General features: G+C 51.1%; 13 protein-coding genes. 11 read left to right on the top strand and 2 right to left on the bottom strand.

Annotated features, from left to right (window positions below):
• The first annotated feature begins 54 nt into the window (after nt 1-54).
• The 3 genes from rssA to galU all read left to right on the top strand — a co-directional run bounded on the left by rssA (nt 55) and on the right by galU (nt 3171).
• Entirely contained in the window at nt 55-957 is a 903-nt protein-coding gene (rssA, locus tag ACOTZC_RS06160) for a patatin-like phospholipase RssA (protein WP_045404939.1), read from the top strand.
• 91 nt (nt 958-1048) lie between these two features.
• Nucleotides 1049-2062, top strand: a complete 1014-nt coding sequence (gene rssB / locus ACOTZC_RS06155) for a two-component system response regulator RssB (protein WP_023312101.1) — start codon at nt 1049-1051, stop codon at nt 2060-2062.
• A gap of 200 nt (nt 2063-2262) precedes the next feature.
• On the top strand, nt 2263-3171 hold the full coding sequence (gene galU / locus ACOTZC_RS06150) for a UTP--glucose-1-phosphate uridylyltransferase GalU (RefSeq protein WP_008502780.1): 909 nt from the start codon (nt 2263-2265) through the stop codon (nt 3169-3171).
• A gap of 201 nt (nt 3172-3372) precedes the next feature.
• On the opposite strand, the gene hns is transcribed toward galU, so the two are convergent.
• Nucleotides 3373-3786, bottom strand: coding sequence for a histone-like nucleoid-structuring protein H-NS (hns, locus tag ACOTZC_RS06145; RefSeq protein WP_008502781.1), 414 nt, complete (start codon nt 3784-3786; stop codon nt 3373-3375).
• Between the two features lie 549 nt (nt 3787-4335).
• Here hns and tdk point away from each other — a divergent pair.
• The gene (gene tdk / locus ACOTZC_RS06140) at nt 4336-4950 is read left to right on the top strand and encodes a thymidine kinase (protein WP_045355905.1); all 615 of its coding nucleotides are present in this window, start codon (nt 4336-4338) and stop codon (nt 4948-4950) included.
• 66 nt (nt 4951-5016) lie between these two features.
• Here the strand turns inward: tdk and adhE are convergent, their stop codons facing one another.
• Nucleotides 5017-7695, bottom strand: a complete 2679-nt coding sequence (adhE, locus tag ACOTZC_RS06135) for a bifunctional acetaldehyde-CoA/alcohol dehydrogenase (protein ID WP_045355904.1) — start codon at nt 7693-7695, stop codon at nt 5017-5019.
• A 478-nt stretch (nt 7696-8173) separates the two neighbouring features.
• On the opposite strand from adhE, the gene ACOTZC_RS06130 reads away from it, so the two are divergent.
• The 7 genes from ACOTZC_RS06130 to ACOTZC_RS06100 all read left to right on the top strand — a co-directional run bounded on the left by ACOTZC_RS06130 (nt 8174) and on the right by ACOTZC_RS06100 (nt 16059).
• Nucleotides 8174-8821 (top strand): YchE family NAAT transporter, encoded by a 648-nt coding sequence (locus tag ACOTZC_RS06130; protein WP_023312098.1) that lies wholly within the window; start codon nt 8174-8176, stop codon nt 8819-8821.
• A 770-nt stretch (nt 8822-9591) separates the two neighbouring features.
• Complete coding sequence (gene oppA / locus ACOTZC_RS06125; RefSeq protein WP_248162443.1) at nt 9592-11223, top strand: oligopeptide ABC transporter substrate-binding protein OppA; 1632 nt, start codon at nt 9592-9594, stop codon at nt 11221-11223.
• An 84-nt stretch (nt 11224-11307) separates the two neighbouring features.
• Nucleotides 11308-12228 carry an oligopeptide ABC transporter permease OppB gene (oppB, locus tag ACOTZC_RS06120; protein WP_008502786.1) on the top strand — a complete coding sequence of 307 codons (921 nt, stop codon included), beginning with the start codon at nt 11308-11310 and terminating at the stop codon, nt 12226-12228.
• A 12-nt stretch (nt 12229-12240) separates the two neighbouring features.
• Nucleotides 12241-13149, top strand: a complete 909-nt coding sequence (gene oppC, locus ACOTZC_RS06115) for an oligopeptide ABC transporter permease OppC (protein WP_023312096.1) — start codon at nt 12241-12243, stop codon at nt 13147-13149.
• 11 nt (nt 13150-13160) lie between these two features.
• On the top strand, nt 13161-14174 hold the full coding sequence (locus tag ACOTZC_RS06110) for an ABC transporter ATP-binding protein (protein ID WP_023312095.1): 1014 nt from the start codon (nt 13161-13163) through the stop codon (nt 14172-14174).
• The gene (oppF, locus tag ACOTZC_RS06105) at nt 14171-15175 is read left to right on the top strand and encodes a murein tripeptide/oligopeptide ABC transporter ATP-binding protein OppF (protein ID WP_045404928.1); all 1005 of its coding nucleotides are present in this window, start codon (nt 14171-14173) and stop codon (nt 15173-15175) included. The genes ACOTZC_RS06110 and oppF overlap by 4 nt, the downstream gene beginning before the upstream one ends.
• 14 nt (nt 15176-15189) lie before the next feature.
• On the top strand, nt 15190-16059 hold the full coding sequence (locus ACOTZC_RS06100; protein ID WP_045404926.1) for an ion transporter: 870 nt from the start codon (nt 15190-15192) through the stop codon (nt 16057-16059).
• Nucleotides 16060-16085 lie beyond the last annotated feature (26 nt).

The following is a 16085-nucleotide window of genomic DNA, read 5'->3' as shown; positions in this document are numbered from 1 at the left end:
TGAGCTGTTGCGTTGACGCTATGTCAGGAATCCAGGGGAAGTAAAACAGGGCTAATGAGAAAGGTTAAAATTGGACTGGCGCTGGGCTCAGGTGCAGCCCGGGGATGGTCGCACATCGGCGTGATTAATGCCTTAAACAAGATGGGCATTAACGTAGATATTGTCGCAGGTTGTTCAATAGGATCGCTTGTCGGCTCCGCTTACGCGTGCGGGAAGCTTCCGGAACTCGAGACCTGGGTGCGCTCCTTCAGCTACTGGGACGTCCTGCGCCTGATGGACCTCTCGTGGCAGCGTGGTGGGCTGTTGCGCGGCGAACGCGTCTTTAACCAGTTCCGCCAGGTGATGCCTCTCGAAAACTTTACTGATTGTCAGATGCCCTTCGGCGCCGTCGCGACGAACCTCAGTACGGGTCGCGAACTGTGGCTAACCGAAGGGGATATCCATCTTGCCGTGCGCGCCTCCTGCAGCATGCCGGGGCTCATGGCGCCTGTCCCACACAACGGTTACTGGCTTGTCGACGGTGGCGTCGTGAATCCGGTTCCCATCTCTCTGACCCGTGCAATGGGGGCGGATATCGTAATTGCCGTCGACCTGCAGCACGACGCCCACCTGATGCAACAGGACCTCATGCCGGTCAATCTCCAGAGCGAAGATGCCGAGGGCGAGAAACTGGCCTGGCATGAGCGCCTGCGCGGCAGAATCGGGCGCATGGCCGCGCGACGCTCGGTTGCCGCGCCGACGGCGATAGAAATCATGACCACGTCAATCCAGGTTCTGGAGAACCGCCTTAAGCGCAATCGTATGGCAGGCGACCCGCCAGATATTCTTATTCAGCCTTACTGTCCGCAAATCTCTACTCTTGATTTCCATCGGGCTGAGGCCGCCATCGCAGCGGGCTCGTTAGCCGTCGAAAAGAAAATGGACGAATTGTTGCCTTTTGTGCAAACAGCACGTTAAGCACCTTTTTTTGACTACTTCAGCAAATTCTGACAGGCGATAGTGCCGATCGCATGCCACTATTTAGTTACTGTCAGCCAGGGGAGGAACCATGACGCAGCCATTGGCCGGAAAACACATTTTGATTGTAGAAGACGAGCCCGTTTTCCGATCGCTACTGGATTCGTGGTTATCCTCGCTGGGAGCAATCACTTCACTCGCTGAAGATGGTATCGACGCCCTGGAAAAAATGATCAGCATTACGCCCGATTTGATGATTTGCGACATTGAGATGCCGCGCATGAATGGACTGAAGCTGGTTGAACATCTGCGTAACGAAGGCAACCAGACGCCGATTCTGGTGATCTCTGCCACAGAGAATATGGCGGATATCGCCAAAGCATTGCGTCTTGGCGTCCAGGATATTCTGCTCAAGCCGGTCAAGGATCTGAACCGGCTGCGAGAAACGGTCTTAGCGTGCCTTTATCCGAATATGTTTAATTCCCGGGTAGAGGAAGAGGAGCGTCTTTTCCAGGACTGGGATGCACTGGTGAGTGATCCTCCTGCTGCGGCGAAACTGTTGCAAGAACTTCAGCCGCCCGTACAGCAAACCATTTCGCACTGCCGCGTAAATTATCGCCAGCTGGTGGCGGCTGACCAGCCGGGACTGGTACTGGATATCGCACCATTATCTGATTCCGACCTTGCGTTTTATTCTCTGGATGTCACCCGTGCGGGGGATAATGGCGTATTAGCCGCGTTGCTTCTTCGCGCGCTATTTAATGGTTTGCTGCAGGAACAGTTATCGCATCAGGGACAACGACTGCCGGAGTTAGGCAGTTTGCTCAAACAGGTAAACCAGCTTTTTCGTCAGGCTAATTTGCCCGGACAGTTCCCGCTGCTGGTCGGCTATTACCACAGCGGTTTAAAGAATCTGATCCTCGTCTCAGCGGGTCTCAACGCTTCACTGAATACCGGTGAACATCATATTGAGGTGAGTAACGGTGTGCCGCTTGGGACATTGGGTACGGCGTATCTTAATCAAATTAGCCACCGCTGTTCCTCCTGGCAGTGCCAAATTTGGGGCGCCGGGGGACGGCTACGCTTAATGTTGTCCACGGAATAAGCAATTGGATCTTAATTTTAAGATTGCTTTACCTGTGTTTTACGGGGAGTGCTACTATCGCTGCCCAGTTTCATGCGTATTTATCCTAATTGATCGGCAACGCGTTCTTTTCAGACCCGAACTGCGGGGCGAGGCTGATATACTCAACGCGTTATTTATTGCATAAAAGTTCAAAACTTGAACAGCTCAGGAGAATTTGAATGGCTGCCCTAAATTCGAAAGTCAGAAAGGCCGTCATCCCGGTAGCGGGATTGGGGACCAGGATGTTACCAGCAACTAAGGCAATTCCTAAAGAGATGCTGCCTCTGGTTGATAAGCCATTAATCCAGTATGTCGTTAATGAATGTATCGCAGCCGGCATCACTGAAATTGTGCTGGTTACGCATTCATCAAAAAACTCTATCGAAAACCATTTCGATACAAGCTTTGAACTTGAAGCCATGCTGGAAAAGCGTGTTAAGCGTCAGCTGTTAGAAGAAGTTCAGTCTATTTGCCCGCCGCACGTTACCATTATGCAGGTTCGTCAGGGCCTGGCTAAAGGTCTGGGCCACGCTGTGATGTGTGCACATCCTGTTGTAGGTGATGAGCCTGTAGCGGTAATTCTGCCTGACGTAATTCTGGACGAATACGAATCCGATCTTTCTCAGGATAACCTTGCTGAGATGATCAAACGTTTCGACGAAACCGGCAGCAGCCAGATCATGGTTGAGCCTGTTGAAGACGTGACGGCATACGGTGTGGTTGACTGCAAAGGCGTTAACCTTGAACCGGGCGAAAGCGTGCCAATGGTTGGCGTGGTAGAGAAGCCTAAAGCCGACGTAGCGCCTTCAAACCTGGCCGTTGTAGGTCGCTATGTCCTGAGCGCTGAAATCTGGCCTCTGCTGGCGAAAACGCCTCCAGGAGCGGGGGATGAGATTCAGCTGACGGATGCCATTGATATGCTGATCGAGAAAGAGACCGTTGAGGCTTACCATATGAAAGGTAAGAGCCATGACTGCGGTAATAAGCTTGGTTATATGCAGGCGTTCGTTGAATATGGTATTCGCCACAATACTCTTGGTGAAGAATTTAAAACCTGGCTCAAAGAGAGCGTAGGTATTAAGAAATAAGCCACGGTTACATATGTCCGAAACCGGTGAGGCGCTGCCCACCGGTTTTTTTATGCCCTAAACACTTCTGAAACCTGTCTCTAAGTACAGTTATTAAAATTGCCAAATAATGCTTTATGACAGAGTGTAAGGGGTTGTTTGCGACAAATTTAGGTTAAAAAAAATCCCGCATTACGCGGGATTTTTCTGAATACGGTTGGATTAATCCTTGATCAGGAAGTCGTCCAGCTGTTTGCCTTGTTCGTCCATGGCTTTCTTGATAACAGCAGGAGTGCGGCCCTGGCCAGTCCAGGTTTTAGTTTCGCCGTTCTCGTCAACGTAGCTATATTTAGCAGGACGAGCGGCACGCTTGGCTTTAGTACCGGTTTTAGCTGCAGCCATGCTGTTCAGCAATTCATTTGGATCGATACCATCAGCAATCAGCATTTCACGATATTGCTGCAGTTTACGAGTACGTTCTTCGATTTCAGCAGCAGCTGCGCTTTCTTCTTCACGACGTTCATTAACTACAACTTCTAATTTTTCCAGCATTTCTTCAAGCGTTTCGAGGGTGCATTCTCTTGCCTGCGCACGAAGAGTACGGATGTTGTTCAGAATTTTAAGTGCTTCGCTCATTGTAGTAATCTCAAACTTATAATGGGGGGTGGTTTGTTGACCTAATAATAGAGCCATAAATTCAGTTGTGCAATAGCCAGGAATGTAAGGAATTCAAAAAATACTAAATAATGCCGCTATTATTAATTACGCTAACTTAAATTTCATCACCCAACAGTCTCGTTTGTTATCAGCTAACCCGGCTGGACCCGGTCGATTGCATCTTTTTTTTGTGACATTTACCGCAGGAATTATAGTTGCGGCGGAGAAATATCAGCCTTTTGTATTAGTTCCCCACTGTGATGTTAAGACTGTAATAGTTAATAAATAGTGAATTTTAAAGAACGGGGATTCCACTATAAAAAGCAGTGTTATGTTTGGCTGAACATATAACATATTGGCCGGGCAGAAGGAGTTTACTTCATGTTTTAACGGGCTATTTTCATGAAAAGAAGGTTGTGAACTCCGCGCTGAAACGCTTCCTCTGTGTGCTGCATCGCTGATGACCAGACAAATTATGGTACAATGAATCATCGGGAATATTACACATTGATTAGGGTTTTACGGCCAATGGCACAACTTTATTTCTACTATTCGGCAATGAATGCCGGGAAATCCACCGCGTTGCTGCAATCCTCATACAATTACCAGGAGCGCGGGATGCGTACCGTTGTTTATACGGCTGAAATTGACGATCGCTTTGGCGCAGGGAAGGTGAGCTCAAGAATAGGGCTCTCGTCGCCTGCCAGACTGTTTAACCCGAAAACCGATCTGTTTGAGGACATTCGTACAGAACATGCTTTGCAGCCCATTCACTGTGTTCTGGTAGATGAAAGCCAGTTTCTGACGCGTGAACAGGTTCATGCCCTTTCAGAGGTGGTCGATGAGCTTGATATTCCCGTGCTGTGTTATGGCCTGCGTACGGATTTCCGCGGTGAACTCTTTGCCGGTAGCCAATATTTGCTTGCCTGGTCGGATAAGCTTGTCGAATTGAAAACAATCTGCTTCTGCGGTCGCAAAGCCAGCATGGTGCTTCGTCTCGACCAGGCCGGGAAACCTTATGCAGATGGCGAGCAGGTGGTGATAGGCGGTAATGAACGCTATGTTTCAGTCTGTCGTAAGCATTATAAAGAAGCGTTGTCTGTAGGCTCGCTGACGGCGATTCAGCACGACAACAGGAAATAACGCCGGCCTTGTTATACAGACATAAAAAAACCCGCCATAAAGGCGGGTTTTTTCTTCTACTTTCAATTAAGCGCTTTTCTTCGCTTTCTTGTCAGCTTTGATGACAGGAGCTTCTGTTTTCACAGCGGCAACGTCACCTTCTTTGAACTCACGACCGTAGAAGGTATCCAGCAGAATCTGTTTCAGCTCGGAGATCAGTGGGTAGCGCGGGTTAGCACCAGTACACTGGTCATCGAATGCATCTTCAGACAGCTTATCTACATGAGCGAGGAAGTCAGCTTCCTGAACGCCTGCTTCACGGATAGATTTAGGAATACCCAGCTCAGCTTTCAGGCTTTCCAGCCATGCCAGCAGTTTCTCAATCTTCGCAGCAGTACGGTCACCCGGTGCGCTCAGACCAAGGTGGTCTGCGATTTCAGCGTAACGACGGCGCGCTTGCGGACGGTCGTACTGGCTGAAAGCAGTCTGCTTGGTTGGGTTGTCGTTAGCGTTATAACGGATAACGTTGCTGATCAACAGGGCGTTCGCCAGACCGTGAGGAATGTGGAACTGAGAACCCAGCTTGTGCGCCATAGAGTGGCAAACACCCAGGAAGGCGTTCGCAAACGCGATACCGGCGATGGTTGCTGCACTGTGAACGCGTTCACGTGCTACCGGGTTTTTAGACCCTTCGTTGTAGGACGCTGGCAGGTTTTCCTTCAGCAGTTTCAGCGCCTGAAGAGCCTGACCGTCAGAGAACTCAGATGCCAGCACAGAAACGTAAGCTTCCAGGGCGTGAGTTACCGCATCCAGGCCACCGAACGCACACAGTGATTTCGGCATCTCCATGACCAGGTTCGCATCAACGATAGCCATGTCTGGGGTCAGTGCATAGTCAGCCAGTGGATATTTCTGACCTGTTGCATCGTCCGTTACTACTGCGAATGGCGTAACTTCTGAACCGGTACCGGAAGTGGTGGTTACCGCGATCATTTTCGCTTTTACGCCCATTTTCGGGAACTTGTAGATACGTTTACGGATGTCCATAAAGCGCAGCGCCAGTTCTTCGAAGTGGGTTTCAGGATGCTCGTACATGACCCACATGATTTTCGCGGCATCCATTGGGGAACCACCACCCAGTGCGATAATCACATCTGGTTTGAAGGAGTTAGCCAGTTCAGCACCTTTACGCACAACGCTCAGGGTAGGGTCAGCTTCAACTTCAAAGAACACTTCAGTTTCAACGCCAGCCGCTTTCAGTACAGAGGTGATCTGGTCAGCGTAGCCGTTGTTGAACAGGAAACGGTCAGTCACGATGAGCGCACGTTTGTGGCCATCAGTAATCACTTCATCCAGCGCGATTGGCAGTGAGCCACGGCGGAAGTAGATAGATTTCGGAAGTTTGTGCCACAACATGTTTTCAGCTCGCTTAGCAACGGTTTTCTTGTTGATCAGGTGTTTTGGACCAACGTTTTCAGAGATGGAGTTACCACCCCAGGAACCACAACCCAGAGTCAGGGAAGGTGCGAGTTTAAAGTTGTACAGATCACCGATACCACCCTGAGAAGCAGGGGTGTTAATCAGGATACGTGCAGTTTTCATCATCTGACCGAAGTGGGCAACGCGTTCTGGCTGGTTGTCCTGGTCGGTGTACAGACAAGAAGTGTGACCGATACCGCCCATGGCAACCAGTTTCTCGGCTTTCTCTACCGCGTCTTCGAAATCTTTCGCACGGTACATGGCAAGCGTTGGAGACAGTTTTTCATGTGCAAACGGCTCGCTTTCGTCGACAACTTTCACTTCACCGATCAGGATTTTGGTTGTTGCCGGAACGGTAAAGCCTGCGAGTTCAGCAATTTTGTAAGCCGGCTGACCCACGATAGCAGCGTTCAACGCGCCATTTTTCAGGATAATGTCCTGAACGGCTTTCAGCTCTTTGCCCTGCAGCAGGTAGCCGCCGTGGCTGGCGAAACGTTCACGAACAGCGTCGTACACGGAATCGACAACAACAACAGATTGTTCAGATGCACAGATCACGCCGTTATCGAAGGTTTTAGACATCAGTACAGACGCAACGGCACGTTTGATGTCAGCGGTTTCGTCGATAACAACAGGGGTGTTACCCGCGCCCACACCGATTGCTGGTTTACCGGAGCTGTAAGCGGCTTTAACCATGCCAGGACCACCGGTCGCCAGGATCAGGTTAATGTCCGGGTGATGCATCAGCGCATTGGAGAGCTCAACGGAAGGTTGGTCGATCCAGCCAATCAGATCTTTTGGTGCGCCAGCAGCGATCGCCGCCTGCAGGACAATATCTGCCGCTTTGTTGGTCGCGTCTTTCGCACGTGGGTGTGGAGAGAAGATGATTGCGTTACGAGTCTTCAGGCTAATCAGTGATTTGAAGATAGCTGTAGACGTTGGGTTAGTTGTCGGAACAATACCGCAGATGATGCCGATAGGTTCAGCGATGGTGATGGTACCGAAGGTGTCGTCTTCGGACAGCACGCCACAGGTTTTCTCATCTTTATAGGCGTTGTAGATATACTCGGAAGCAAAGTGGTTTTTGATCACTTTATCTTCCACGATACCCATTCCGGATTCGGCAACGGCCATTTTAGCGAGAGGGATTCGAGCATCTGCAGCAGCCAGTGCGGCCGCGCGGAAGATTTTATCCACCTGTTCTTGGGTGAAATTGGCATATTCACGCTGGGCTTTTTTAACGCGCTCGACGAGGGCGTTCAGTTCAGCGATATTAGTAACAGCCATAATGCTCTCCTGATAATGTTTAAACTCTTTTAGTAAACCAGCGCTCGATACGTCACACAGTATAGACAGAGCCGATACGACTTGCGTAACACAAAGTAAAACAAAGAGTTACTTTATGCGTTAGCACACTAATTTACTAAAAGAGCCTTACCTTAGCATCATCCCTTTTTGTCAGGTGATCTCCCTGGGGGCGTAACCAAGATTACTCACTTCTGAGTACGGAAATCATGATCTGCGTCAATTTTCCCCCAAGCTGATACCTTTCAGCAGGGTTATTTCGTTGAGGTTTTTCAAGTGTTAAATAATTAAGTAAGTAATGGAAGTGGTGCTGCCATTGATTATACATATATTTAACATCCTGAAATGATGACGTTTTGCCGCAGATTTCGAGTGAAGTATGCTAATAAAAAGGGTATCTTCAGCGCGATTTCTCATGACAAATTGTCAGTCCCGGGCATGTGTATAAGCGGAGCAAAACGTGATTCAAACGCTCTTTGATTTTCCAACGTATTTTAAATTTTTTATTGGTTTGTTTGCCCTGGTCAACCCGGTGGGGATCATTCCTGTCTTCATTAGTATGACGAGTTATCAGACGGCGGCGGCCAGGAATAAGACCAACCTCACCGCTAACCTGTCAGTAGCTATCATTTTGCTCACCTCCCTTTTCCTGGGTGACGCCATTCTCCAGCTCTTCGGGATTTCGATTGACTCGTTCCGCATAGCGGGTGGGATCCTGGTCGTGACCATCGCCATGTCAATGATCAGCGGTAAGCTAGGCGAGGATAAACAAAACAAGCAGGAGAAGTCAGAAACTGCCATCCGCGAAAGTATTGGCGTGGTGCCGCTGGCCTTACCGCTCATGGCTGGCCCTGGCGCCATCAGTTCAACCATTGTCTGGGGCACGCGTTACCATAGCCTGATGCACCTGATTGGCTTTTCCGTTGCCATTGCACTTTTCGCGCTGTGCTGTTGGGGAGTATTCCGCATGGCACCCTGGCTGGTGCGACTGTTGGGGCAGACGGGCATTAACGTCATAACGCGTATTATGGGCCTGCTGTTGATGGCGTTAGGGATTGAATTCATCGTTACAGGAATTAAAAGCATTTTCCCCGGTTTGCTGCACTGATATTTCGTATGAAAGAACGGAGCCACGGCTCCGTTTTTTTACGTCATTATCAGTAAATCCTATAACTAAAGTTGAAATGCTCACATATCATAATAAATTCTACTAATAATGTTCATTGGTTGTATTTCAATGAGTTATTAATTCCCGCCAAACCCGCCTGCGCAGAAAACCTTCGATCGAACTGTTATTTTACTCACATGATACTCTGGGGCTTGCTGAGAGATAACCGAAATGATATTAGTAAATTCAACATTCCCCTAGATGAATGTGCTAAATAATAACCAGTTGTTAAATTTTTGTACAAAATCACTCGATGATAGCGCAGCGACGCGCTTGTAGAGAAAATTTTCTCTATCCTATTGAATATCATGTTTTTTTAGTGACATTCGATGTCCGGCAAGGCTGCCCTCAACGATGCGGTACTCACCGTAAAAGAGAATTGCTTAACAAATTTGCAAAATGTATTGGCGCGCGTTTACGCCATTTGATACTTTCCGGCCTAATATTTTGCAGCATAAAACAAGCAGATGAGAATTATTTTCATATGGTTCTCTTCTCGGATATCCAGCGCAGGTCTCAAACAGGGGAGGCCTGTAACGAATCGACGCAAGACGGCCATACGAGCGGTCAGTAATAAAAAAGTCGGTGATAGCAAGCAGTAAAAGAAGAACCTGACAGCAGCAAAAAAAACTCCTGCGCTGTACAGGCCCCAACAGGGGATTACACAGCTGGCGAAGGCCAGTCATTATAATGAGTGGAGTACCAACACAATGTCCATCATCACAAAAAAAAATCTGGTAGCGGCGGGGATTTTAACTGCGCTAATCGCGGGCAACGCTGCAATGGCTGCGGACGTTCCTGCAGGTGTTCAACTGGCGGAGAAACAGACGCTGGTGCGTAACAACGGTGCGGAAGTTCAGTCTCTTGACCCGCACAAAATTGAAGGTGTCCCTGAGTCTAACGTTAACCGCGACCTGTTCGAAGGCCTGCTGGTGACAGACGTAGACGGCCACCCGGCACCGGGTGTAGCAGAAAAATGGGAAAACAAAGATTTCAAAGTCTGGACATTCCATCTGCGTAAAGATGCGAAATGGTCCGACGGTACACCGGTTACGGCCGAAGATTTCGTTTATAGCTGGCAGCGTCTGGCGAATCCAACTACCGCCTCTCCGTATGCGAGCTACCTGCAATATGGCCACATTGCCAATATTGATGACATCATCGCGGGCAAAAAACCTGTTACCGACCTGGGCGTAAAAGCGATCGATGCCAATACCTTTGAAGTGACGTTGAGCGAACCTGTTCCGTACTTCTATAAGCTGCTGGTTCACCCGTCCGTTTCTCCGGTACCAAAATCCGCCGTGGAAAAATTTGGTGAGAAATGGACGCAGCCTGCCAATATCGTCACCAATGGTGCCTATAAGCTGAAAGACTGGGTGGTCAACGAACGTATGGTGCTTGACCGTAACCCGCAGTATTGGGATAACGCGAAAACCGTAATTGACCAGGTGACCTACCTGCCAATCTCTTCCGAAGTGACTGACGTTAACCGCTACCGCAGCGGTGAAATCGACATGACCTATAACAACATGCCGATTGAACTGTTCCAGAAACTGAAAAAAGAGATCCCTAAAGAAGTTCACGTCGATCCGTACCTGTGCACCTATTACTATGAAATCAACAACCAGAAAGCACCGTTTACCGACGTACGTGTTCGTACCGCGCTGAAGCTGGCTCTGGATCGCGATATCATCGTGAACAAAGTCAAAAACCAGGGCGATCTGCCGGCGTACAGCTATACCCCTCCATACACCGATGGCGCAAAACTGACCGAGCCAGAGTGGTTCAAACAGACTCAGGAACAGCGTAACGCGGAAGCGAAGAAACTGCTGGCCGAAGCGGGCTACACCGCAGATAAGCCGCTGACCTTCAGCCTGCTCTACAACACTTCCGATCTGCACAAAAAACTGGCTATCGCCGTTGCCTCAATCTGGAAAAAGAACCTGGGCGCGAACGTCAAGCTGGAGAACCAGGAGTGGAAAACCTTCCTCGACAGCCGTCATCAGGGCACCTTTGATGTAGCTCGTGCTGGCTGGTGTGCGGACTATAACGAACCGACCTCCTTCCTGAACACCATGCTGAGCGACAGCTCAAACAACACCGCGCACTATAAGAGCCCGGCGTTTGACAAGCTGATCGCCGACACGCTGAAAACCACTGACGAAGCACAGCGTACTGAACTGTACTCTAAAGCCGAGCAGCAGCTGGATAAAGATTCCGCGATCGTTCCGGTTTACTACTACGTTAACGCCCGTCTGGTGAAACCGTGGGTAGGTGGGTACACCGGTAAAGACCCGATGGATAATATCTACGTTAAAAACTTGTATATTATCAAGCATTAATGGCAATGAGTGGGGCGGGCGTGCTCGCCCCACGGTGTCTAACCAACGTCACATTATATAGGCACACGCCAGAAGGTACGGGCAATGTTGAAATTTATCCTACGTCGCTGTCTTGAAGCGATTCCAACGCTATTTATTCTCATCACGATTTCCTTCTTCATGATGCGCCTCGCGCCGGGAAGTCCATTTACCGGTGAGCGTACGCTGCCGCCAGAAGTCATGGCGAATATCGAAGCGAAATACCACTTAAACGATCCTATCTCTACCCAGTACTTCAATTACCTGAAGCAGCTGGCCCACGGTGATTTTGGACCGTCATTTAAATATAAAGACTATTCCGTTAACGACCTGGTGGCCTCCAGCTTCCCGGTTTCGGCGAAATTGGGTGCTGCGGCATTCATTCTGGCGATCGTTTTTGGAGTCACCGCAGGCGTTATCGCCGCGCTCAGACAAAATACCAAATGGGATTATGCAGTAATGGGGGTGGCGATGACCGGGGTAGTCATACCCAGCTTCGTTGTTGCGCCATTACTGGTGATGATATTTGCCATTACGCTGAAGTGGCTGCCTGGCGGCGGCTGGAACGGCGGGGCATTGAAGTTCATGATTTTGCCGATGGTGGCATTATCTCTGGCGTACATCGCCAGTATCGCGCGTATCACCCGTGGTTCAATGATCGAAGTGCTGCACTCGAACTTCATTCGTACCGCGCGTGCTAAAGGGCTGCCGATGCGTCGGATTATCTTCCGCCACGCGCTTAAGCCGGCACTGTTGCCCGTGCTCTCCTACATGGGACCGGCATTCGTCGGGATCATTACCGGCTCGATGGTTATCGAAACAATTTACGGCCTGCCGGGCATCGGCCAGCTGTTTGTTAACGGCGCGCTTAACCGCGACTATTCGCTGGTACTGAGCCTGACTATTCTCGTCGGTGCGCTGACCATTCTCTTTAACGCTATCGTTGATGTGCTGTATGCCGTCATCGACCCGAAAATCCGTTACTAACTGGAGCACGCCATGATGTTGAGTAAGAAAAACAGCGAGGCGCTGGAAAACTTCAGTGAAAAACTGGAAGTAGAAGGTCGTAGCCTCTGGCAGGACGCGCGCCGTCGCTTTATGCACAACCGCGCGGCGGTTGCGAGTCTGGTGGTTCTGGTGATCATCGCGCTGTTTGTGACCCTGGCGCCGATGCTGTCGCAATTTACCTATTTCGACACCGACTGGGGCATGATGTCCAGCGCGCCGGATATGGAATCAGGCCACTATTTTGGCACGGATTCATCCGGACGCGATCTGCTGGTGCGTGTCGCTATCGGTGGCCGTATCTCTCTGATGGTCGGTATTGCTGCCGCGCTGGTCGCGGTGATCGTGGGTACGCTCTACGGCTCACTGTCCGGCTACCTCGGCGGCAAAATAGACTCGGTAATGATGCGTCTGCTGGAAATCCTGAACTCCTTCCCGTTTATGTTCTTCGTCATCCTGCTGGTGACCTTCTTCGGCCAGAATATCCTGCTGATCTTCGTGGCCATCGGGATGGTGTCCTGGCTGGATATGGCGCGTATTGTTCGCGGCCAGACGCTGAGCCTCAAACGCAAAGAGTTTATCGAAGCCGCGCAGGTAGGCGGTGTGTCCACCGGGAATATCGTGGTTCGCCATATCGTTCCTAACGTGCTGGGCGTGGTGGTGGTATATGCCTCACTGCTGGTACCAAGCATGATCCTGTTTGAATCTTTCCTGAGCTTCCTGGGTCTCGGCACACAAGAGCCTCTGAGCAGCTGGGGCGCGCTGCTGAGCGATGGCGCAAACTCGATGGAAGTTTCACCGTGGCTGCTGCTTTATCCGGCGGGTTTCCTGGTCGTTACCCTGTTTTGTTTTAACTTTATCGGCGATGGCCTGCGTGATGCCCTCGACCCGAAAGACCGTTAAGGAGCGCCGTCATGACAATTATTGAAACGGCCACTGCGCCACAGGCGCAACAGCAGAATAACCTTTTGCTGGATGTGAAAGACCTCCGCGTGACCTTTAAAACGCCGGACGGGGATGTTACCGCCGTCAACGATCTCAACTTCAACCTGCGCGCGGGTGAAACGCTGGGGATCGTGGGGGAATCCGGTTCCGGAAAATCCCAGACTGCCTTTGCGCTGATGGGCCTGCTGGCTGCTAACGGCGTGATTGGGGGTTCCGCGAAATTCAACGGGCGTGAAATCCTTAACCTGCCGGAGCACGAGCTGAACAAGCTGCGCGCCGAACAGATCTCGATGATTTTCCAGGATCCGATGACTTCGCTGAACCCGTACATGCGCGTTGGTGAGCAGCTGATGGAAGTCCTGATGCTGCACAAAGGTCTGGGCAAAGCCGAAGCCTTTGAAGAGTCGGTCAAAATGCTCGATGCGGTGAAAATGCCGGAGGCACGCAAGCGCATGCGCATGTTCCCGCACGAGTTCTCTGGCGGTATGCGTCAGCGCGTGATGATTGCGATGGCGCTGCTCTGCCGGCCTAAGCTGCTGATTGCCGACGAACCTACTACCGCGCTGGACGTTACCGTTCAGGCGCAAATCATGACCCTGTTGAACGAGCTGAAGCGTGAGTTCAACACGGCGATTATCATGATTACCCACGACCTGGGCGTGGTGGCGGGCATCTGTGACAAAGTGCTGGTAATGTACGCCGGGCGAACGATGGAATATGGCAAAGCGCGCGATGTCTTCTATCAGCCAGCTCACCCGTACTCCATTGGCCTGCTGAACGCGGTGCCGCGTCTTGATGCGGAAGGGGAATCCCTGCTCACCATTCCTGGCAACCCGCCAAACCTGCTGCGCCTGCCGAAAGGCTGTCCGTTCCAGCCGCGCTGCCCGCACGCGATGGAAATCTGCAACAGCGCTCCGCCGCTGGAAGAGTTTGCACCAGGCCGTCTGCGCGCCTGCTTTAAGCCGCAGGAGGAACTGGTATGAACGCATTAGATGAAAAACGCAACGTGCTGCTCGAAATTGCTGACCTTAAGGTGCATTTCGACATTAAAGACGGAAAACAGTGGTTCTGGCAGCCGTCGAAGACCTTGAAAGCGGTGGATGGCGTTACGCTGCGCCTGTACGAAGGGGAAACCCTGGGCGTGGTCGGAGAGTCCGGCTGCGGTAAATCGACCTTTGCGCGCGCCATTATCGGTCTGGTAAAAGCGACCGACGGCAAAGTGGCCTGGCTGGGTAAAGATCTGCTGGGCATGAAACCCGACGAGTGGCGTGAGGTGCGCAGCGATATCCAGATGATTTTCCAGGATCCGCTGGCGTCGTTAAACCCGCGTATGACCATCGGCGAGATTATTGCCGAGCCGCTGCGGACCTATCATCCGAAGATGTCTCGTCAGGAAGTGCGCGATCGCGTTAAGGCGATGATGATGAAAGTCGGCCTGTTGCCTAACCTCATCAACCGCTACCCGCACGAATTCTCCGGCGGCCAGTGCCAGCGTATTGGTATCGCCCGTGCGCTGATCCTCGAGCCGAAGCTGATTATCTGCGACGAGCCGGTTTCCGCGCTGGACGTGTCCATTCAGGCACAGGTGGTTAACCTGCTGCAGAAGCTGCAGCGTGAAATGGGGCTGTCGCTGATCTTCATCGCGCATGACCTGGCCGTAGTGAAACACATTTCAGACCGCGTGCTGGTGATGTATCTGGGTCACGCCGTGGAGCTGGGTACCTATGACGAGGTGTACCACAATCCGCTGCACCCTTACACCAAAGCGCTGATGTCCGCTGTGCCAATCCCCGATCCGGATCTGGAAAAGAATAAGACCATCCAGCTGCTGGAAGGTGAATTGCCCTCACCGATTAACCCGCCGTCGGGCTGCGTCTTCCGCACGCGCTGCCCAATGGCCGGGCCGGAATGCGCGAAAACGCGTCCGGTTCTGGAAGGCAGTTTCCGACATGCGGTTTCCTGCCTGAAAGTAGACCCGTTATAATCGCAAGGGCTGACATGATGTCAGCCCTTATTTTTTGCGAGGTAATCGTGTCGCGTTTATTCACGTCAGCCCGTCGGCGGCTTTATCATTTTTTATTCGATCCTGAAACGGTATCCGGACGACGCTTCGAAGGTCTTTGCGGTTTATTTGCGCTTCTCAGCGTGGTCGTCATCTTTATTGAATCGGGTGCCGGGACGCAATATCACCTGACGTTTGACGAATGGCACATCTTTGTCTGGCTTGAGCTGGCGATTACCCTGGTTTTTACCGCTGAATATCTCCTCCGGGTAATAGCCTGGCCCAACCCGGCCCGATATGTTTTCAGCTTCTGGGGATTTATTGATTTAGCCACCATCCTGCCGCTCTACGTCATGTGGCTGTGGCCGGAAATCAGCCTGAGCTATGTCTTTGCCTGGCGAGCGATGCGCGTTATTCGCGTATTACGTATTCTGAAATTACTGCGTTTTATGCCCTCATTACGCGTGTTCTGGAGTGCAATCGTCAGCGCACGGCATCAGCTCATTCTGTTCTACTCGTTTATCGCCATCGTCATGATTGTTTTTGGCGCGCTGATGTATTTAATAGAAGGACCCAAATATGGCTTTACGACGCTCAATGCCTCCGTCTACTGGGCCATTGTGACCGTCACCACCGTGGGTTATGGTGATATTACTCCCCACACGCCGCTGGGCCGCATTGTGGCGTCAGTGCTGATTTTGATTGGCTATTCGGTGATTGCCATTCCGACTGGACTTATTACCACACACATGAGCAGCGCGTTTCAGAGCCGCAAGCAGCAGCGCAAGTGTCCTCATTGCGAGCAGGGTGAACATGATCACGACGCGCGGTTTTGTCATCGCTGTGGCAATAAATTGCCGGAGTAAATAAAAAAGGCTGCAATCGCAGCCTT

The sequence above is a fragment of the Enterobacter cloacae complex sp. SHL009 genome (assembly GCF_049237205.1).
GTDB lineage: Bacteria > Pseudomonadota > Gammaproteobacteria > Enterobacterales > Enterobacteriaceae > Enterobacter > Enterobacter cloacae_M.
The sequence above is the reverse complement of the archived record's forward strand: the minus strand, read 5'-3'. Positions and strand labels throughout refer to the sequence as shown.

What these genes read in the sequence shown, in the direction of transcription:
- rssA (WP_045404939.1), top strand. Translation starts at nt 55, where the DNA reads ATGAGAAAGGTTAAAATTGGACTGGCGCTGGGCTCAGGTGCAGCCCGG.
- rssB (WP_023312101.1), top strand. Translation starts at nt 1,049, where the DNA reads ATGACGCAGCCATTGGCCGGAAAACACATTTTGATTGTAGAAGACGAG.
- galU (WP_008502780.1), top strand. Translation starts at nt 2,263, where the DNA reads ATGGCTGCCCTAAATTCGAAAGTCAGAAAGGCCGTCATCCCGGTAGCG.
- hns (WP_008502781.1), bottom strand. Translation starts at nt 3,786, where the DNA reads ATGAGCGAAGCACTTAAAATTCTGAACAACATCCGTACTCTTCGTGCG.
- tdk (WP_045355905.1), top strand. Translation starts at nt 4,336, where the DNA reads ATGGCACAACTTTATTTCTACTATTCGGCAATGAATGCCGGGAAATCC.
- adhE (WP_045355904.1), bottom strand. Translation starts at nt 7,695, where the DNA reads ATGGCTGTTACTAATATCGCTGAACTGAACGCCCTCGTCGAGCGCGTT.
- oppA (WP_248162443.1), top strand. Translation starts at nt 9,592, where the DNA reads ATGTCCATCATCACAAAAAAAAATCTGGTAGCGGCGGGGATTTTAACT.
- oppB (WP_008502786.1), top strand. Translation starts at nt 11,308, where the DNA reads ATGTTGAAATTTATCCTACGTCGCTGTCTTGAAGCGATTCCAACGCTA.
- oppC (WP_023312096.1), top strand. Translation starts at nt 12,241, where the DNA reads ATGATGTTGAGTAAGAAAAACAGCGAGGCGCTGGAAAACTTCAGTGAA.
- ACOTZC_RS06110 (WP_023312095.1), top strand. Translation starts at nt 13,161, where the DNA reads ATGACAATTATTGAAACGGCCACTGCGCCACAGGCGCAACAGCAGAAT.
- oppF (WP_045404928.1), top strand. Translation starts at nt 14,171, where the DNA reads ATGAACGCATTAGATGAAAAACGCAACGTGCTGCTCGAAATTGCTGAC.
- ACOTZC_RS06100 (WP_045404926.1), top strand. Translation starts at nt 15,190, where the DNA reads ATGATGTCAGCCCTTATTTTTTGCGAGGTAATCGTGTCGCGTTTATTC.